Here is a 19,506-nt window from a genome sequence, read left to right as displayed (position 1 = left end):
CGCGTACGCCCCGCGCACGCGGCACCTCACTTGAACCGTGCCACGTTCTTCTCCGTGACCACCTTCACCGGCACCTTCACCACGGCGTTGACCTTCTTGTCGTCCGCCGCGCGGATCGCGTTGCGCACCGCGATCCGGCCCAGCTCCGCGGGCTGCTGCGCCACCGACGCGTACAAGGTGCCCGCCTCGACCGCCTTCAGGCCGTCCGGGGTGCCGTCGAAGCCGACCACCGACACCGACTCGCCCGCCTTGTCGCCGAGCGCCTTGACCGCGCCGAGCGCCATCTCGTCGTTCTCCGCGAAGACGCCGTCGACGCCCGGGTTGCCCTGGAGCAGGTTCGTCATGACGTCCAGGCCCTTGGTGCGGTCGAAGTCCGCGGGCTGCTTGGCGACGACCTTGATGCCGGGGAACGCCTTGATGCCCTCGGCGAAGCCCTGCCCGCGCTCGCGGCTCGCGGAGGTGCCCGCGGTGCCCTGGAGGACGACGACCTCGCCCTTGCCGCCGAGCTTGTCGGCGAGGGCCTTCGCGGCCTGCCTGCCGCCCGCGACGTTGTCGGAGGCCACGAGGGTGGCGACGTCCGCCTTGTTCACGCCGCGGTCGGCGGCGATCACCGGGATGTCCGCCTTGTTCGCGGCGCGCGCGGCCGGGCCGACGGCGTCGGAGTCGACCGGGTTGACGATGACGGCCTTCATGCTCTCGCTGGTGAAGTTCTGCAGCTGGTTGGCCTGTTGGGACGCGTCGTTCTGCGCGTCCGTGACCGTCAGGTCCACGCCCGCCTTCCTGGCCTCCGCCTGCGCGCCCTCCTTCATCTGGACGAAGAAGGGGTTGTTGAGGGTGGAGAGGGACAGGCCGATCTTCGTCGACGTACCCGAAGAGCCGGAGTTGAAGACGGACACCGCGGCGATGACGGCTGCCGCGACCACGGCCGCGAGCGTGTACGTGAGGGCTTGCGGACCCTTGCGCCCGGACCCGGAGGACGTACTGCCGACGGCGCCCCCGCCCGAACCCGCCCCGGCCCGCCTGCGCAGCGAGTCGAGGAGCACGGCCAGCGCGATCACGACGCCGATGACGACCTGCTGCCAGAACGCCGACACGGAAAGGAGGTTGAGGCCGTTGCGCAGCACCGCGAGGATCAGCGCGCCGATCAGCGTCCCGGACGCCTTGCCGACGCCGCCCGCGAGGCTCGCGCCGCCGATGACGACCGCGGCGATCGCGTCCAGCTCGTAGCCCTGCGCGGCCTGCGGCTGCGCGGACACCAGACGGGAGGCGAGCACGATGCCCGCGACGGCCGCGAACAGGCCGGAGAGCGCGTAGATGACGATCTTCTGGCGCTTCACGCGCAGACCGGAGAGGCGCGCGGCCTCTTCGTTGCCGCCGATCGCGTACATGGAGCGGCCGATGTACGTACGCGTCAGGATCAGCGCCGTGATCAGGCCCATCGCCACCATCACGATGACCGGCACCGGCAGCCAGCCGCCCAGCGTGTCGCCGACCTTGGAGACCGACTCCGGGAAGGCGATGGGGGAGCCCTGCGAGATCACCAGGGACAGGCCGCGCCCGATCGACAGCATCGCGAGGGTCGCGATGAAGGGCGGCAGTTTCCCGTACGAGACGAGCACGCCGTTGACCAGACCGCAGGCGATGCCCGTGGCGACCGCGAGGAGCACCGCGATCCAGACGGGCACGCCCTCCTTCGTCGCCGACCAGGCGAGGACCGTCGCCGAGAGCGCCGCCACCGAGCCGACCGACAGGTCGATGCCCGCCGCGACGATGACGAAGGTGACACCGAACGCGAGGATCGCCGTCACGGCCGCCTGCACGCCGACGTTGAGGAGGTTCTGCGTGGTCAGGAAGTCGCCGGAGAGCAGCGACATCGCGACCACCAGGACCACGAGGGCGCTGAGCGCGCCGTTGTCGAGCAGGACGCGGCGCAGGTCGAGGCCGCCGCCCGCGCCGCCTGTGCCCGTCTTGTCCGGACGGGTGTCAGTGGTTGCCACGGGAGTCCTCCTTCGCGTCCCCGGCAGGGGCGTCGTCGCCCGCGGGGGTGTTGTCGTTGTCCACAGGAGCGCCGGTGTCCACAGGGGCGCCGGTGTCCACAGGCGAGGCGGCGTCCACAGGCGCCGTCGAGGCCCCCGTGCTGACGGCCAGCGCCATCACCGCGTCCTGCGTCGCCTCGTCCGCGGCGAGTTCGCCCGCGATCCGGCCCTGCGCCATGACCAGGACCCGGTCGCTCATCCCGAGGACCTCCGGCAGATCGCTGGAGATCATCAGGACGGCGTGCCCGGCGGCCGTGAGCTCGTTGACGAGCTGGTAGATCTCGACCTTCGCGCCGACGTCGATGCCGCGCGTCGGCTCGTCGAGGATGAGGACCTTCGCCTGGGCGAGGAGCCACTTGCCGATGACGACCTTCTGCTGATTGCCGCCGGAGAGGGTGCGCACGTGCTGGTGGAGTCCCGCCATCCGTACGCCCAGTTGGCCCGCGATCCGCTCGGCGGCGGCGCGCTGCCCGGCCCGGTCGACCAGGCCCGCGCGGGTCGCCGCCCGCAGCGTCACCAGGCCGAGGTTCTCCTCCACGGACGCGTCGAGCACGAGCCCCTGGCCCTTGCGGTCCTCCGGCACGAGCCCGACCCCGGCGGTCATCGCCGCGTACACGTCGTGCCGGGGCAGCGCACGGCCCGCGACCTCCACCGTGCCCGCGTCGTACGGATCAGCGCCGAACACGGCCCGCGCCACCTCCGTGCGCCCCGCTCCGACCAGGCCCGCCACACCGACGACCTCACCGGCGCGCACCTCGAAGCCGACGTCGTGGAAGACACCGCCGCGCGTGAGCCCGCGGACCCGCAGCAACGGCGCGTCCCCGTCGGCCTGTTGACCCTTCTCGGTCCGCTCGCGCGGATACTGCTGCTCGATGGACCGGCCCACCATGAGGCGTACGAGTTCGTCCTCGGGCGTCGACGCGGGCACCTGGCCCACGCTGCGGCCGTCCCGCAGCACGCTCACACGGTCGCCGAGCGCGGCGATCTCCTCCAGGTGGTGGGTGATGAAGACGACGCCGACGCCGTCGGCGCGCAGCCCCCGCACGATGGTGAAGAGCTTCTCCACCTCCTCGGAGGTGAGCACGGCCGTCGGCTCGTCCATGACGAGCACGCGCGCGTGCAGGCTGAGCGCCTTGGCGATCTCCACCATCTGGAGCCGGGCGATGCCCAGTTCGCGGCAGCGGGCGCGCGGTGACACGTCGACGCCCACGCGCGCGAGGAGCTCGGCGGCTTCGGCCTCCATCTTCTTGCGGTCGATGAGGCCGAAGCGGCGGGGCTGCCGGCCCAGGAAGACGTTCTCGGCGACCGTGAGGTCGGGGACGAGGTTGAACTCCTGGTAGATGGTGGCGATCCCGAGGCGCTCGGCGTCCTGCGCGCCGTGGATGCGGACCTCGTCGCCGCCGACGAGGATCCGGCCCGCGTCGGGCTGGTTGGCGCCGGAGAACATCTTGATGAGCGTGCTCTTGCCCGCCCCGTTCTCGCCGAGGAGTACGTGCACCTCCCCGCCGCGCAGGTCGAAGTCCACGCCGTCGAGGGCGACGACGCCGGGGAAGGCCTTGCGGATGCCCTCGACGCGCAGCAGTTCCGGTGCGTCCTGCACGGCGTCGCGCACCGGTGCGGGGCCAGTCATGCGTCACTCCTTCGGGTCGTGCCGGTCGTGCTGGTTGTGGGGGCCTCGCCGCACGAACCGCGTACGACAAGGCGGGCGGGCAGCGTCACGGACTCCGGCGCCCGGCCCTCGATCAGGTCGGTGAGCGCCCGCACGGCGGCCCGGCCCAGCTCGCCCGTGGGCTGGGCGATCGCCGTGATCGGGGGATCGGTGTGCACGAACCAGGGGATGTCGTCGAACGCGGCGAGCGCGATGTCGTGCGGAATCCGGAGGCCGCGCGCGCGGATCGCGTCGAGCGCGCCGAGCGCCATCAAGTTGTCGGCGGCGAAGACGACTTCGGGCGGCTCGGGCAGCTCCAGGAACCGCTCGGTGGCGCGCCGCCCGCTCGTGGCTTGGAAGTCGCCCTGGCCGATGTACTCCCGCGGCAGTTCGAGCCCGTACGCGGCCAGCGCGTCCCGGAAGGCCGCCACGCGCTCGCTGCCGGTGGTCGTGGCCGCCGGGCCCGCGATGATGGCGAGCCTGCGGTGGCCGAGCCCGTGCAGATGCGCGACCAGGTCGCGCACGGCGGAGCTGCCGTCGGCCCGCACCACGGGCACGTCGAGGCCCGGGATCCAGCGGTCGACGAAGACCATCGGGGTGCCCGCGCGGGCCGCGTCCAGGACCAGCGGGGAGCCGCCGTCGGCGGGGGAGACGAGGAGGCCGTCGATGCGGCGGTCCAGGAGCGTGCGGATGTGGTGGTCCTGCAGCTCGGGCCGCTCGTCGGCGTTGCCGAAGATGATGCTGTAGCCGAGCGCGCGGGCCTCCTCCTCGACGGAGCGGGCCAGTTCGGTGAAGTACGGATTGAGCACGTCGCTGATGACCAGGCCGAGCGTGCGCGTCTGGTCCGTCCTGAGGGACCGCGCGAGCGTGTTGGGCCGGTAGCCGAGCGCGTCCACCGCGGCGAGCACACGCTCCCGGGCGGCCGGACTCACGGACGCGTGCGCGTTCAGGACACGCGAGACCGTGGCCACGGAGACGCCCGCGCGGGCCGCGACGTCTTTGATGCCGACGCTTGCCACTGCCGATGCCACCTCCTCGTGGAATCGATTACACGAGGATTGGAATCGATTACACGGCTGGTGGCAACCCCCTGTCCGCTGGCTGAAACTCGATCGTGATTTTTGCTGGCGGGGGCGCCTTGACCAGCGGGCGCCCGCCAGGCCGACCTGAGCCCCGTCAGGGGCGCGGGGAACTGCGCGACCGGCCACAGCAAAGCCGCAGTCGCGTCTGCCGAGATCCCGGCAGACGCGTCTGCGGCTCTTCGCGCGCTGAGCGCGCAGTTCCCCGCGCCCCCGACGGGGCGCTGTCAGTGGGCGGCGGTAGCTTCGGGGCATGTCCAGTGCCGCACAGCCGAACAGCGCCAGCGTCCCCGCACCCCGCATGGCCGTTGTCGAGGGCGTCCTGGAGCGGGTGACGTACGCCAACGAGGAGAACGGGTACACGGTCGCGCGTGTGGACACCGGCCGGGGCGGCGGCGATCTGCTGACCGTGGTCGGCGCGCTGCTCGGTGCGCAGGTCGGCGAGTCGCTGCGGATGGAGGGGCGTTGGGGCTCCCACCCGCAGTACGGCAAGCAGTTCACCGTCGAGAACTACACGACGGTGCTCCCGGCCACGATCCAGGGCATCCGGCGCTATCTGGGCTCCGGCCTCATCAAGGGCATCGGCCCGGTGATGGCCGACCGCATCACGACGCACTTCGGCGTGGACACCCTCGACGTCATCGAGACCGAGCCCAAGCGCCTCATCGAGGTCCCCGGCCTCGGCCCCAAGCGCACGAAGAAGATCGCCGCCGCGTGGGAGGAGCAGAAGGCCATCAAGGAGGTGATGGTCTTCCTCCAGGGCGTCGGCGTCTCCACGTCCATCGCCGTGCGGATCTACAAGAAGTACGAGGACGCCTCCATCTCGATCGTGCGGAATCAGCCCTACCGCCTCGCCGCCGACGTGTGGGGCATCGGCTTCCTCACCGCCGACCGCATCGCCCAGTCCGTCGGCATCCCGCACGACAGCCCGGAGCGCGTCAAGGCCGGTCTCCAGTACGCCCTTTCGCAATCCACCGACCAGGGCAACTGCTTCCTGCCCGAGGAGCGCCTGATCGCCGACGCGGTCAAGCTCCTCCAGGTCGACACGGGCCTCGTCATCGACTGCCTGGCCGAGCTGGCCAAGGACCCCGAAGGGGTGGTCCGCGAGGCCGTCCCCGGACCGGACGGCGACGACGTCACGGCCGTCTACCTGATCCCCTTCCACCGCGCCGAGCTGTCCCTCGCGGGCCAGGTCCTGCGGCTGCTGCGGGCGCCGGAGGACCGGATGCCGGGCTTCGGGGACGTCGCCTGGGACAAGGCGCTCGGCTGGCTCAAGGGGCGCACGGGGGCCGACCTCGCGCCCGAGCAGGAGGAGGCCGTCAAGCTCGCCCTGACCAGCAAGGTCGCCGTCCTCACCGGCGGGCCCGGCTGCGGCAAGTCCTTCACGGTCCGCTCGATCGTGGAGCTGGCCCGCGCGAAGAGGGCGAAGGTGCTGCTCGCCGCGCCCACGGGCCGCGCCGCCAAGCGCCTGGCCGAGCTGACCGGCGCCGAGGCCTCCACCGTCCACCGCCTCCTGGAGCTGAAGCCGGGCGGCGACGCCGCGTACGACAAGGACCGGCCCCTGGACGCCGACCTGGTGGTCGTCGACGAGGCCTCCATGCTCGACCTGCTCCTCGCCAACAAGCTGGTGAAGGCCGTCCCGCCGGGCGCCCATCTGCTCTTCGTGGGGGATGTGGACCAGTTGCCCAGCGTCGGCGCGGGCGAGGTCCTGCGGGACCTGCTCAGCGAGGAGGGACCGGTCCCCGCGGTCCGCCTCACCCGGGTCTTCCGCCAGGCGCAGCAGTCCGGCGTGGTCACCAACGCCCACCGCATCAACGCCGGGCAACCACCCCTGACCCAGGGCCTGAACGACTTCTTCCTCTTCGTCGAGGACGACACCGAGGAGGCCGGGCGGCTCACCGTCGACGTGGCCGCGCGCCGCCTGCCCGCGAAGTTCGGCCTCGATCCGCGCCGGGACGTGCAGGTCCTCGCCCCCATGCACCGGGGCCCGGCGGGCGCGGGCCATCTGAACGGCCTGCTCCAGCAGGCCATCACCCCCGGCCGCCCCGACCTGCCGGAGAAGCGCTTCGGCGGCCGCGTCTTCCGCGTCGGCGACAAGGTCACGCAGATCCGCAACAACTACGAGAAGGGCGCGAACGGCGTCTTCAACGGCACGGTGGGCGTGGTCACCGCCCTGGACGCCGACGAGCAGCGCCTCACGGTCAAGACGGACGAGGACGAGGAGGTCGGGTACGACTTCGACGAACTCGACGAACTCGCCCACGCCTACGCGGTGACGATCCACCGCTCACAGGGAAGTGAGTACCCAGCTGTGGTGATCCCGGTCACCACCGGCGCCTGGATGATGCTCCAGCGGAATCTGCTCTACACGGCCGTGACGCGGGCCAGGAAACTGGTCGTCCTGGTCGGTTCGCGCAAGGCTCTGGGGCAGGCGGTCCGCACGGTCTCCGCGGGCCGCAGGTGGACGGCCCTGGATCATCGGCTCGCGGTTCGGCGCGGCGGCTGAGGGTAGGCGTCAACGCACTGCCGACCTTTGATCGATCAAACGAGTCGGAAACGTCACACAGCACTTTCGGAACTGGGGCGAAGGGGGCAGGATGAGCAGGTTGGCGGCACTGAGTGCCGCCAATAGGCCCAATGGTCGACCCCGAGTGCACTCTCCAGGGCCAAATGGGGGATGGTAGAGACAGTCAGGGCACCTCGAAGAAGAGGCACAACGTCGGTGAGGGATGACGTGAGCGAGAACGCTAACAAGGCTGTAGTACTGCGGTACGGCGATGGCGAGTACACCTACCCGGTGATCGAGTCCACTGTCGGCGACAAGGGCTTCGATATCGGCAAGCTCCGCGCCCAGACCGGTCTGGTGACCCTGGACAGCGGTTATGGCAACACGGCCGCCTATAAATCCGCCATCACGTACCTCGACGGCGAGCAGGGCATCCTGCGCTACCGCGGCTACCCGATCGAGCAGCTCGCGGAGCGCTCCACCTTCACCGAGGTGGCGTACCTGCTGATCAACGGCGAGCTGCCGAAGGTCGACGAGCTCGCGACCTTCAAGAACGAGATCACCCAGCACACCCTGCTGCACGAGGACGTCAAGCGCTTCTACGACGGCTTCCCGCGCGACGCGCACCCGATGGCGATGCTGTCCTCCGTGGTCAGCGCGCTGTCGACGTTCTACCAGGACAGCCACAACCCGTTCGACGAGAAGCAGCGTCACCTCTCGACGATCCGGCTGCTCGCCAAGCTTCCGACGATCGCGGCGTACGCGTACAAGAAGTCGGTCGGCCACCCGGTGGTCTACCCGCGCAACGACCTCGGCTACGTCGAGAACTTCCTGCGCATGACCTTCTCGGTGCCCGCCGCCGAGTACGACCTGGACCCGGTCGTCGTCGCCGCGCTCGACAAGCTCCTGATCCTGCACGCGGACCACGAGCAGAACTGTTCGACGTCCACGGTCCGGCTGGTCGGCTCCTCGCAGGCCAACATGTTCGCGTCGATCTCCGCGGGCATCTCCGCCCTCTGGGGTCCGCTGCACGGCGGTGCCAACCAGTCGGTCCTGGAGATGCTGGAGGGCATCCAGGCCTCCGGCGGCGACGTCGACACCTTCATCCGCAAGGTGAAGAACAAGGAAGACGGCGTGAAGCTCATGGGCTTCGGGCACCGCGTCTACAAGAACTTCGACCCCCGGGCGAAGATCATCAAGGCGGCGGCGCACGACGTCCTCTCGGCGCTCGGCAAGTCCGACGAGCTCCTGGACATCGCCCTCAAGCTGGAGGAGCACGCGCTGGCCGACGACTACTTCGTCGAGCGCAAGCTCTACCCCAACGTGGACTTCTACACCGGCCTGATCTACCGCGCCATGGGCTTCCCGACCGAGATGTTCACGGTGCTCTTCGCTCTGGGGCGTCTGCCCGGCTGGATCGCCCAGTGGCACGAGATGATCAAGGAGCCCGGCTCGCGTATCGGGCGCCCCCGCCAGATCTACACCGGCGAGGTCATCCGGGACTTCGTCCCGGTGGAGTCCCGCTAGCCTGCGGCCGCGGCTGACTTTGCCCTGTGCCCCGTAAGGGGCGCGGGGAACTGCGCGCTCAGCGTGCGAGAAGCCGCAGACGCGTCTGCCGGGATCCCGGCAGACGCGTCTGCGGCTTTTGTTGTGGCTGGTCGCGCAGTTCCCCGCGCCCCTGACGGGGCTTACGTCGGCCGGACAGGCGCCCACTGGTCAAGGCGCCCCGGCCATGAAAAACGCCCCGCCGTCGATCCCCCCACGGGTCGACGGTCGGGGCGCTTTCCTGTGCCCCGGTGCGGATTCCCCCCACGGGATCCGGCCGGGAGTTTGTGTGGTCTGCGTTCTGCCGGGACGCGTACGAGATCGGGAGGGCCGCTCAAAGCTCCCCGGTGCACGTGCCCCGGCCAACACATCCGGGACATCCCCCAAGATGTCCCCCGACGCCCGATGGATCCCCCAAGATCCCTCTGGTGTCGCCCTCTTAGACTCGCGAGCCCCCCTGATGGTTACGTTGCGATCGCTGTGATCTACGTCTCTTGCATATGCCATCGAACGGACGCAAGGGGGCCCATATGCGGATATCTCGCTCGAGGTGAGAGTCCCGCGAAGACAGTGTGAAGGATCGCGAGGCTATGTGAAAGACCGCAAGCGGAGGCTGTTGGTGACGACGAACACGGAGGAGAACGCCATGGCCGCTCCGGCGATCATCGGGTTGAGCAGTCCGGCCGCCGCGAGGGGCAGCGCGGCGACGTTGTAGCCGAAGGCCCAGCAGAGGTTGCCCTTGATGGTGGCGAGGGTGCGGCGGGCGAGCCGGATCGCGTCGGCGGCCACCCGCAGGTCGCCCCGGACGAGGGTGAGGTCGCCCGCCTCGATGGCCGCGTCGGTGCCCGTGCCCATGGCCAGCCCCAGATCGGCCGTCGCCAGGGCCGCCGCGTCGTTCACGCCGTCGCCGACCATGGCCACGACCCGCCCCTCGTCCTGGAGGCGGCGCACCACGTCGGCCTTGTCCTCGGGCAGCACCTCGGCGTGCACGGCGTCGGGGGCGATGCCGACGGCCGCCGCGACCGCCTCGGCCACGGATCGGTTGTCGCCGGTCAGGAGGACCGGTTCGAGGCCGAGTTCGCGCAGTCGGCGTACGGCCTCGGGGCTGGTGTCCTTGACCGTGTCGGCGATCGCGAGCAGCCCGCGGGCCACCCCGTCCACGGCGACGAGGACGGCGGTGCGGCCCGCGGCCTCGGCCCGCTCCCGGGCGGCGGTCAGCCCGGCCAGGCCGGTCACGCCCGCATCGGCGAGCAGCCGTTCGCGCCCGGCGAGCACCTCGTGCCCGTCGACCGTGCCGCGCACCCCGGCCCCGGGGGCGTTCTCGAAGCGCGTCGGCACCGGCAGGGCGCCCGCGTCGAGGCCGAGCCGCTGGGCGGCGCCCGCCGCGACGGCCCGCGCCACCGGGTGCTCGGAGGCGTGCTCCAGGGCGCCCGCGAGCCGCAGCAGCTCCTTCTCGTCGGCGCCCTCGGCCGCGTACACGTCCTGGAGGGCCATGCGGCCCGTCGTCACCGTGCCGGTCTTGTCGAGGACGATCGTGTCGACGCGGCGGGTGGACTCCAGGACCTCGGGGCCCTTGATGAGGATGCCGAGCTGGGCGCCGCGGCCGGTGCCGACGAGCAGGGCGGTGGGCGTGGCGAGGCCGAGGGCGCACGGGCAGGCGATGATCAGTACGGCGACGGCGGCCGTGAACGCCGCGGCCGCGCCCACGCCGTTGCCCAGCCAGAAGCCGAGCGTGGCCACGGCGAGCGCGATGACGACGGGGACGAACACGGCGGCGACCCGGTCGGCCAGGCGCTGCACCTCGGCCTTGCCGCTCTGCGCGTCCTCGACGAGCCGGGCCATGCGGGCCAGTTGGGTGTCGGCGCCGACGCGGGTGGCCGCGACGACCAGGCGCCCGCCCGCGTTCACGGTCGCGCCGGTCACCGCGTCCCCGACCGTGACGTCGGCGGGCACGGACTCGCCGGTCAGCATCGACACGTCGACGGCGGACGCGCCCTCGACGACGGTGCCGTCGGTGGCGACGGTCTCGCCGGGCCGGACGACGAAGCGGTCCCCGACGGCGAGCCGCCCCACCGGGATCCGCGTCTCCGTGCCGTCGGCGCCGAGCACGGACACGTCCTTGGCGCCGAGTTCGAGCAGGGCCCGCAGGGCCGCGCCCGCCTTCCGCTTGGAGCGGGCCTCCAGATAGCGGCCGAGCAGGATGAACGTGACGACGCCTGCGGCCACTTCGAGATAGAGCGCCGAGGAGCTGTCGCCGCGCGCGATCGTGAACTCGAAGCCGTGCCGCATGCCCGGCTCGCCCGCCGTGCCGAGGAACAGCGCCCACACCGACCAGCCGAACGCGGCGAGCGTGCCGAGGGACACCAGGGTGTCCATGGTCGCCGCGCCGTGCCGGGCGTTGGCGAGCGCCGCCTTGTGGAAGGGCAGCCCGCCCCACACGACGACCGGCGCGGCGAGTGTCAGGGACAGCCACTGCCAGTACTCGAACTGGAGCGAGGGCACCATCGCGAGCACCACGACGGGCAGCGCGAGGGCGGCGGAGACGAGCAGGCGCTGCAGGAGCCGGTCGGCCTCGGTGAGGTCGATGGTGACGGGCAGGTCGGCGCCGTCGTCCGGCCCGGCGTCCGGCGGGGGCGGCACGATCTCGCGCGCCGAATAGCCGAGCTTCTCGACGGTGGCGAGGAGTTGGCCGACCTCGACCCCGTCCGCGTAGGAGACCTTGGCCTTCTCGGTGGCGAGGTTGACCGACGCGGTCACGCCCTCGATGCGGTTCAGCTTCCTCTCGATGCGGGCCGAGCAGGAGGCGCAGGTCATTCCGCCGATGGCGAGTTCGACCTCGGAGGTGTTCATGGCGGCTCTTTCGGGGAAAGGCGCCGGGCCCCGCGGCCGTGGGTGGCGTGCCGCGGGGCCCGGGGGAGGGGAGGGGCGGCGGTCAGGCCTTGCCGACGAGCTCGTAGCCGGCCTCGTCGACGGCGGCGCGGACCGCCTCCTCGTCCAGCGCGGCGGCGGAGACCACGGTCACCTTGCCGCTGGCGGCCTCGGCCTTGACCGAGTGGACGCCCGCCAGCTCGCCGATCTCGTCGGCCACGGCGCCCTCACAGTGGCCGCACGTCATGCCCTTCACGGCGAACACCGTGGTGACGGATTCGGTCTGCGAGGTCTGGGCGTTGGCGGTCATGTCGTTCTCCTCGGTGAAAGGTGTGGACGTGTCGGACGTCTGCGCACGCGTGGGGTCCCGTGGGTTCCAGGGAACCCCTGACGTGCTTCACACTATACCCCTAGGGGGTACTCATCCAAGAGGGGGCGCCGGGCTCGTCTCAGCCGTCCCTGCGGGCGCGGTTGCCCGGCCGGGACGCGACCCAGGCGCGGATGGTGTCGGCGTACCAGTAGGGCTTGCCGCCCTCGACGTGGTCGGGCTCGGGCAGCAGACCGTGCTTGCGGTAGGAGCGCACGGTGTCGGGCTGGACCCGGATGTGCGCCGCGATGTCCTTGTACGACCAGAGCCTTCGGTCGGTCATGGGTGGCTCCTCCCTGCGCGCGCCCAGGGGCGGCCGGAACGGCCGACGGGGGAGCTGGGCGCGGCACTGGCGATCACTCAGCCTGTGCCCCGTGAACGACGCAGAGTGACCGCGCGGGGGCGTCTGTCGACTGGCTGTGACGCAAGACCCGCGTACGCGAGACATGTGTGACGAGAAAGGGGCGTTTGTGACGGAAGTGTCGCCCGCGAAGGGCGCGGGCGCGGGGCGTGTCCGGGGCGCGTGATTACCCGTGGTGGCGGCCCCGGGAGTCGGTGCGCCGGTGCCCTTGCCTGGCGTGCGGGTGCCCTTGCCGCCGGTGCGCCGGTGCCTCTGCCTCGGCGCGCTGGTGCCCCTGCCGAGGCGTGGCCCCCGGTCGGCCGGTCCTCAGCGGCGGCGGCCTGCGGTCTTCGCGAACAGCGCCCGCTGCCCCGGTGTGCCGGGCGCGAGGACCAGGCTCGTCTGCTCGCCCGCGAGCCGCTCGGCGGACGGCGGCCCGCTGTGCGCCGGGAGCGCGGCGGCCCCGGCGAGCGCGAACCGGCGCGGGGTGCAGCCCGTCATCGCCTTGAACTCGCCGCTGAGGTGCGCCTGGTCGTAGAAGCCGCAGAGCGCGGCCGTCTCCGCCTGGCCGCGGCCCGCGGCGAGCAGCCGGCGGGCGTGCTGGAGGCGCAGGATCCGGCCCGCCGCCTTCGGGCCGACGCCGATCTGTTCGCGGAACCGGTTCTCCAACTGCCGCACGCTCCAGCCGACCTCCTCCGCGATCCGGGCCACGGACGCCCGGCCGCGGCTCCGCACCAGCTCCTCCCAGGCCCGCACGGTCCGCGCCGAGCACGGCGGCCCGTCCTCGGACCAGCGGGTGAGGACGTCGTCGAGGAGGCCGAAGCGGTCGCTCCAGCGGGGCAGCGCGCCGAGCGCCGACGCGAGGTCCCCGACCCCCTCCCGCCGGCCCCGCCCGGGCCGGACGCCGAGCACGTCCGGATCCAGGGCGCGCTCGGCCAGCTCGTGCTGCTCCGTGGCGAGGAGCGTGAACGCGGCCCACGGCGTGAGCAGCACCTCGACGCCCGCGAGCCGTCCGTCGTGCTCGCCGAGCACCGGCCGCGTGGTGAGCCCGGAGACCACCGAGACCAGGGACACCGGCGGGCGCGCGGAGCCCGTGAGGTCCCGGATGCGCAGTTGGTCACCGAAGCCGAGCATCAAGGTGACGGCGCCGATGGGGACTTCGAGCCGCCGCCGGGGCGCGCCGAGGGCGAGCCGGAAGCCGCGGTAGCTGATGACGCCGGGACGCAGCCGCGGGTGCGGCCGGGCCAGGGCGACCTCCCAGAGGCCGTCCGGGCCGTGCAGGGAGCGCACCGCGGTGCGCGTGCGTGCGTCGTGCCAGCGGCCCGTGTTCATCCGGCCTCCCGCTCGTCGTCGGCCCGGCCTCGCCCGTCGTGCGACCAGCGTGCCGTACGCGGGCGCCGCGCAGGAGGCCCGGGGCGGAGCCGGGTGCCGGGGACGGGTCCTAGGCCCCGCAGGAGCGCAGGAACGAGCGGGTGCGGCGGGCGATCGGCAGCGGCTTGTCCGGCTCGCACGGGTACATGTCCTGCTCGACGATGGCGAACAGGTCGACGTCCAGCCTCGCCGCCGCCGCGAGGACCGGTTCGAGCGCGGGCACCCCGGTCGGCGGCTCGCACATCACGCCGCGCGCGACGGCGGGCCCGAACGGCATGTCCTGCGCGCGCACTTCGGCGAGCACGGCCGGGTCGACCTGCTTCAGGTGCAGATAGCCGAGGCGCTCGCCGTACGTCTCGATGAGCTTGACGCTGTCGCCGCCGCAGTAGGCGTAGTGCCCGGTGTCCAGGCACAGCGACACCAGGTCGGAGTCCGTCCCGTCCAGGAAGCGGGTGACGTTCTCCTCGGTGTCGATGTGGGTGTCGGCGTGCGGGTGGACGACGATGTCGAGGCCGTAGCGCTCGCGCACCTCGCGGCCCAGGCGCTCGGTCTGGGTGGTGAGCCGGCGCCACTGCTCGGGGGTGAGGGTGGAGTCCTCCAGGACCTCGCCGGTCTTGTCGTCCCGCCAGAAGGACGGGATGACGACCAGGTGGCGCGCGCCCGTCGCCCGGGTCAGCTCCGCGATGGCGGAGACGTGCTCCCAGGTCCTGTCCCAGACGTCCGGGCCGTGGTGCAGACCCGTGAAGACCGTCCCCGCGGACACCTTGAGGCCCCGGCGGTCCGTCTCGGCGGTCAGCCGCGCCGGGTCGGTCGGCAGATAGCCGTACGGGCCCAGCTCGATCCACTCGTAACCGGAGTCGGCGACCTCGTCCAGGAAGCGCGTCCAGGGGACCTGCTGGGGATCCTCGGGGAACCACACGCCCCAGGAGTCGGGGGCCGAGCCGACGCGGATGCGGGACAAAGCCGACGATGGGGTCAAGGAGGTCTGGGTCGCCATGGGCGTCAGCCTCCACGGCGGCCGAGAAGAGTGTCAAGGAGTAGTCCGAATGTAAGGACAAAATGTTGACAGGGTTCCTGGGACGGGATTAGACCTGGGGGAGGCGGCAGGCTGCCTCCAGGAAGGGATGTGCAGGGTGAGCGATCCGAACACCGATCCGTACGACCCGTACGACGTCATCACGATGGGCCGGATCGGGGTGGACCTCTACCCCCTGCAGACCGGGGTGCCGCTCTCGAAGGTCACGACCTTCGGGAAGTTCCTCGGCGGCTCGGCCACGAACGTGGCGGTCGCGGCGGCGCGGCTCGGGCGGCGCGTGGGTGTCGTCACGCGGACGGGACAGGACCCCTTCGGCACGTACCTGCGGGAGCAGCTGCGGGAGTTCGGCGTCGACGACCGATGGGTCGGCGAGGTCGCCGGGCTGCCCACGCCCGTGACGTTCTGCGAGATCTTCCCGCCCGACGACTTCCCGCTGTACTTCTACCGTCAGCCCAAGGCACCCGACCTGGAGCTGGCCGCGGCCGACCTCGACCTCGACGCGATCGCCGAGGCCAGCATCTTCTGGATGACCGGGACCGGGCTGTGCGCGGAGCCCAGCAGGACGGCGACCGTCGCCGCGCTCGGCGCGCGCTCCGGCGGCATCACCGTCTTCGACCTCGACTGGCGGCCCATGTTCTGGAACGACCCCGACGAGGCCCGGCCGCACTACGCCGCCGCGCTGCGGCACGCGAGCGTCGCCGTCGGCAACGTGGACGAGGTGGAGATCGCCACGGGGGTGCGGGAGCCGCGGGCCGCCGCGGGGGCGCTCCTGTCGGCCGGGGTCGAGCTGGCCGTGGTCAAGCAGGGGCCCAAGGGGGTGCTCGCCATGAACCGCGAGGGGGACACCGTCGAGGTGCCGCCGCTGCCCGTGACCGTCCTGAACGGGCTCGGGGCGGGGGACGCGTTCGGTGGGGCGCTGTGTCACGGGCTGCTGGCCGGGTGGGAGTTGGAGCGGGTGATCCGGTACGCCAACGCGGCGGGGGCGATCGTCGCCTCCCGCCTGGAGTGCTCCTCGGCGATGCCGTACGCGTCCGAGGTGGACGCCGCGCTTGCAGCGGGGGCCGTCACATGACCGCCGTGGACGTGGCCCGGCTCGTACGGACCCGGGTGCGGGAGCCCGAGGCCATCGCCGAGGCCGCCGCCCGGCGCAAGCGGCGGGAGCTGGTCGGGGACTCCGGGCGGCTCATGATCATCGCGGCGGACCATCCGGCCCGGGGCGCCCTCGGCGTCGGGAAGGACCCGATGGCGATGGCCGACCGGGCCGACCTCCTGGAGCGACTGTGCCTGGCCCTGTCGCGGCCGGGGGTGGACGGAGTGCTGGCCACCGCGGACATCCTCGACGACCTGCTCCTGCTCGGCGCCCTGGAGGGCAAGGTCGTCATGGGGTCCATGAACCGCGGCGGCCTCGCGGGCGCCGCGTTCGAGCTGGACGACCGCTTCACCGGCTACCGCCCCCGGGACCTGCGCCGCCTCGGCTTCGACGCGGGCAAGCTGCTGCTGCGCGTCGACTACGCCGACCCGGGCTCCCTGGCGACCCTGGAGGCCACCGCGCGGGCCGTCGACGGCATGGCCGCGCGCAAACTGCCCGTGTTCGTCGAGCCGTTCCTGTGCCGCAGGTCCGACGACGGGGTGCTGCGCAACGACCTGAGCGCGGCGGCCGTCACCCGGTCCATCGCCATCGCCGCGGGACTCGGCGGCACCTCGGCGTACACCTGGCTGAAGGTCCCCGTCACCGAGAACCCCGACGACATGGCCCGCGTCATGGAGACCTCGACGCTGCCCGCCGTGCTGCTCGGCGGCGACATCGCGGGCGACGCGGACGCCGCGTACGAGAAGTGGCGCGGCGCCCTGTGCCTGCCCACCGTGCAGGGCCTGGTCGCGGGCCGGACACTGCTCTACCCGGCGGACGGCGATGTCGCGGGCGCGGTCGACACCGCGGTCGGCCTGTTGTAGCCGTGACGTACGCGATCAGGAGGAGCCCCGCATGACGTACGTACCAAAAGGAAGTGCGGCCGATGGGACGTACGCCGTCGCCATCGACCCCAAAAGCGCAGCCTGGACGTATGCCGGGCTGCGAGTCCTCGACATCCCGGCGGGTGGAATGCACTCCTTCGCCACCGGTGAGAGTGAATGGATCGTGCTCCCGCTGACCGGCGGCTGTACGGTGCACGCGGAGGGCGAGATCATCGAACTCCTGGGCCGCGAGAGCGTGTTCAGCGGAGCCACCGACTTCGCTTACGTTCCCCGTGACGCCCATATCCAGATCGCCTCCGGCGTGGGAGGCCGCTTCGCCCTGGCAGGAGCGAAGTGCGAGCGCCGACTCCCCGCCCGCTACGGCCCCGCGCCGGAGGTCCCCGTCGAAGCGCGCGGCAGCGGAAGCTGCGCGCGCCAGGTCCGCAACTTCGCGTCCGCGGACGCCTTCGACTGCGACCGGCTGATCGCCGTGGAGGTGATCACGCCGGGCGGCAACTGGTCCTCGTACCCGCCGCACAAGCACGACGAGCACCGCCCCGGCGTCGAGTCGGTCCTCGAGGAGATCTACTACTTCGAGATCGAGGGCGACAACGGCTTCGGCTACCAGCGGGTGTCCCCCTCCCGCGAGGGCGGCACCGACCTGCTCGCCGAGGTGCGCTCCGGCGACGCGGTGCTCGTGCCCGACGGCTGGCACGGCCCGTCCATCGCCCAGCCGGGGCACACCATGTACTACCTGAACGTCATGGCGGGACCGGGGAACGAGCGGGAGTGGAAGATCTGCTTCCACCCCGACCACACGGAGGGTTACCGATGAGCGAAACGCAGGGCGGCACGCGCGGCGCGCCCGGCACGGTCCGGCTCACGACGGCCCAGGCCCTGGTGCGCTTCCTGGCGCGGCAGTTCACCGAGCGGGACGGCGAGCGGCGCCGCCTCATCGGCGCGACCTGGGGCATCTTCGGGCACGGCAACGTCGCCGGACTCGGCCAGGCGCTCGTGGAGTACGGCGAGCGGATGCCGTTCCACCAGGGCCGCAACGAACAGGCCATGGTGCACGCGGCCGTCGGGTACGCCCGGCAGTGCGGCCGCCTGTCCACGCACGCCGTGACGACGTCCATCGGCCCCGGCGCCACCAACCTCGTCACGGGCGCCGCGCTCGCGACCGTCAACCACCTGCCGGTGCTCCTGCTCCCCGGCGACACCTTCGCGACCCGCCCCGCCGACCCCGTCCTCCAGCAGCTCGAAGTGCCGTACGCGGGCGACGTGTCCGTGAACGACTGCCTGCGGCCCGTCTCGAAGTACTTCGACCGCATCACCCGCCCCGAGGCGCTGATCCCGGCCGCGCTCCAGGCGATGCGCGTGCTCACCGACCCCGTCGACACGGGCGCGGTGACCCTCGCGCTGCCGCAGGACGTGCAGGCGGAAGCCTTCGACTGGCCCGAGGAGTTCTTCGTCGAGCGGGTCTGGACGGTACGCCGCCAGGCCCCCGACCCCGCCGAACTCGCCGCCGCCGCCCGCCTGGTGCAGGGCAGCGACCGGCCCCTGATCATCGCGGGCGGCGGCGTCCACCACAGCGCCGCCGAGCAGGCACTCGCCGACCTCGCGGGCGCCACCGGCATCCCCGTCGCCTCCACCCAGGCCGGCAAGGGCTCGCTGCGCCACGACCACCCCGCCGACGTCGGCGGCATCGGCCACACCGGCACCGCGACCGCCGACGAACTCGCCCGCACCGCCGACCTGGTGATCGGCGTCGGCACCCGCTACACCGACTTCACCACTGCCTCCGGCACCCTCTTCGCCGCGCCCGGCGTGCGCTTCCTCAACATCAACGTCGCCGCGTTCGACGCCCACAAGATGGCGGGCGCCACCGTCGTCGCCGACGCCCGCGCCGCCCTCGAAGGGCTGCGGGACATGCTGTCCGGCCATCGCGTCGACCCCGCGTACGCGAACGAGTACGTCGACGACAAGGCCCGCTGGGAGCACCGTGTCGACGCCGCCTACGAAGCGGACGAACCCGATGTGCGGCCCACCCAGGCGCAGGTGCTCGGCCTGCTCGACGAGCTGGTCACCGACGCCGACGTCCTCATCAACGCGGCCGGTTCGCTCCCCGGCGACCTGCACAAGCTGTGGCGGGCGCGCTCGCCCCGGCAGTACCACGTGGAGTACGGCTACTCCTGCATGGGCTACGAGATCCCCGCCGCGATCGGGGTCTCGCTCGCCTCGCCGGAGCGGCCCGTGTGGGCGCTGGTCGGCGACGGGACGTATCTGATGATGCCCACCGAGATCGTCACGGCCGTCCAGGAGAACATCCCGATCAAGGTCGTGATCCTGCAGAACCACGGGTACGCCTCCATCGGGGGCCTCTCGGAGTCCGTCGGCGGCGAGCGGTTCGGCACCGCCTACCGCCACCGGGCGCCCGACGGCACCTACACGGGTGCCCCGCTGCCCGTCGACCTCGCCGCCAACGCGGCCTCGCTCGGACTGCCGGTGCGGCGCGCGAAGACCGTCCGCGACCTGCGCGAGGCCCTGCGCGAAGCACGCGAAGCGGACGGCCCCACATGTGTCTACGTGGAGACGGAAACGGCAGACACAGTGTCGGGCCCGCCCCCCGCGCAGGCGTGGTGGGATGTGCCCGTGGCCGAGACCGCGACCCGGGCGTCGGCGGTCAAGGCACGCGAGGAGTACGACCGGCACGTCTCAGCCCGGCGCCGCCATCTGTGAAGGGAATTCTCGGCATGA

The 19,506-nt window shown here is 72.1% G+C and carries 14 protein-coding genes; 6 read left to right on the top strand and 8 right to left on the bottom strand.

Going from position 1 to position 19,506, the window contains the following annotated elements; all coding sequences use genetic code 11:
- Positions 1–26: 26 nt before the first annotated feature.
- Genes ACZ6BG_RS05295 through ACZ6BG_RS05285 form a run of 3 tightly spaced genes read right to left on the bottom strand, consistent with a single transcriptional unit; the run spans position 27 to position 4,703 of the window.
- A complete protein-coding gene (locus ACZ6BG_RS05295; protein ID WP_468997064.1) occupies positions 27–1,997 on the bottom strand; it encodes an ABC transporter permease/substrate-binding protein in 1,971 nt (656 codons plus the stop codon).
- A complete protein-coding gene (locus tag ACZ6BG_RS05290; RefSeq protein WP_468997062.1) occupies positions 1,984–3,666 on the bottom strand; it encodes a sugar ABC transporter ATP-binding protein in 1,683 nt (560 codons plus the stop codon). The genes ACZ6BG_RS05295 and ACZ6BG_RS05290 overlap by 14 nt, the downstream gene beginning before the upstream one ends.
- On the bottom strand, positions 3,663–4,703 hold the full coding sequence (locus ACZ6BG_RS05285; protein ID WP_468997059.1) for a LacI family DNA-binding transcriptional regulator: 1,041 nt from the start codon (positions 4,701–4,703) through the stop codon (positions 3,663–3,665). The genes ACZ6BG_RS05290 and ACZ6BG_RS05285 overlap by 4 nt, the downstream gene beginning before the upstream one ends.
- 313 nt (positions 4,704–5,016) lie before the next feature.
- Here ACZ6BG_RS05285 and recD2 point away from each other — a divergent pair, with 313 nt between their 5' ends.
- On the top strand, positions 5,017–7,269 hold the full coding sequence (gene recD2, locus ACZ6BG_RS05280; RefSeq protein WP_468997057.1) for an SF1B family DNA helicase RecD2: 2,253 nt from the start codon (positions 5,017–5,019) through the stop codon (positions 7,267–7,269).
- Positions 7,270–7,497: 228 nt separating this feature from the next.
- A complete protein-coding gene (locus ACZ6BG_RS05275; protein WP_468449809.1) occupies positions 7,498–8,796 on the top strand; it encodes a citrate synthase in 1,299 nt (432 codons plus the stop codon).
- Positions 8,797–9,402: 606 nt separating this feature from the next.
- Here ACZ6BG_RS05275 and ACZ6BG_RS05270 read toward each other — a convergent pair.
- The 5 genes from ACZ6BG_RS05270 to ACZ6BG_RS05250 form a co-directional block, all read right to left on the bottom strand.
- Positions 9,403–11,664: a heavy metal translocating P-type ATPase gene (locus ACZ6BG_RS05270; protein WP_468997054.1), complete on the bottom strand. Its 2,262-nt coding sequence runs from the start codon at positions 11,662–11,664 to the stop codon at positions 9,403–9,405.
- Positions 11,665–11,746: 82 nt separating this feature from the next.
- Complete coding sequence (locus ACZ6BG_RS05265) at positions 11,747–11,992, bottom strand: heavy-metal-associated domain-containing protein (RefSeq protein ID WP_468997053.1); 246 nt, start codon at positions 11,990–11,992, stop codon at positions 11,747–11,749.
- Between the two features lie 139 nt (positions 11,993–12,131).
- Positions 12,132–12,332 carry a helix-turn-helix transcriptional regulator gene (locus ACZ6BG_RS05260; RefSeq protein ID WP_190113812.1) on the bottom strand — a complete coding sequence of 67 codons (201 nt, stop codon included), beginning with the start codon at positions 12,330–12,332 and terminating at the stop codon, positions 12,132–12,134.
- 384 nt (positions 12,333–12,716) lie between these two features.
- Positions 12,717–13,721 carry a helix-turn-helix domain-containing protein gene (locus ACZ6BG_RS05255; protein ID WP_468997050.1) on the bottom strand — a complete coding sequence of 335 codons (1,005 nt, stop codon included), beginning with the start codon at positions 13,719–13,721 and terminating at the stop codon, positions 12,717–12,719.
- Between the two features lie 109 nt (positions 13,722–13,830).
- Entirely contained in the window at positions 13,831–14,757 is a 927-nt protein-coding gene (locus ACZ6BG_RS05250) for a sugar phosphate isomerase/epimerase family protein (protein WP_468997047.1), read from the bottom strand.
- A 127-nt stretch (positions 14,758–14,884) separates the two neighbouring features.
- On the opposite strand from ACZ6BG_RS05250, the gene iolC reads away from it, so the two are divergent.
- From iolC to iolD, 4 genes are read left to right on the top strand one after another with little or no spacing between them, the layout of a single operon-like run.
- A complete protein-coding gene (gene iolC / locus ACZ6BG_RS05245; protein ID WP_468997045.1) occupies positions 14,885–15,868 on the top strand; it encodes a 5-dehydro-2-deoxygluconokinase in 984 nt (327 codons plus the stop codon).
- Positions 15,865–16,749: a Cgl0159 family (beta/alpha)8-fold protein gene (locus ACZ6BG_RS05240; protein ID WP_468997043.1), complete on the top strand. Its 885-nt coding sequence runs from the start codon at positions 15,865–15,867 to the stop codon at positions 16,747–16,749. The genes iolC and ACZ6BG_RS05240 overlap by 4 nt, the downstream gene beginning before the upstream one ends.
- Before the next feature lie 31 nt (positions 16,750–16,780).
- Positions 16,781–17,584 (top strand): 5-deoxy-glucuronate isomerase, encoded by an 804-nt coding sequence (gene iolB, locus ACZ6BG_RS05235; RefSeq protein WP_468997041.1) that lies wholly within the window; start codon positions 16,781–16,783, stop codon positions 17,582–17,584.
- Positions 17,581–19,488, top strand: coding sequence for a 3D-(3,5/4)-trihydroxycyclohexane-1,2-dione acylhydrolase (decyclizing) (gene iolD / locus ACZ6BG_RS05230; RefSeq protein WP_468997039.1), 1,908 nt, complete (start codon positions 17,581–17,583; stop codon positions 19,486–19,488). Before iolB ends, iolD begins: the two co-directional genes overlap by 4 nt.
- Positions 19,489–19,506: the final 18 nt, after the last annotated feature.

The organism is Streptomyces sp. NPDC041205, assembly GCF_055591765.1.
The sequence above is the reverse complement of the archived record's forward strand: the minus strand, read 5'-3'. Positions and strand labels throughout refer to the sequence as shown.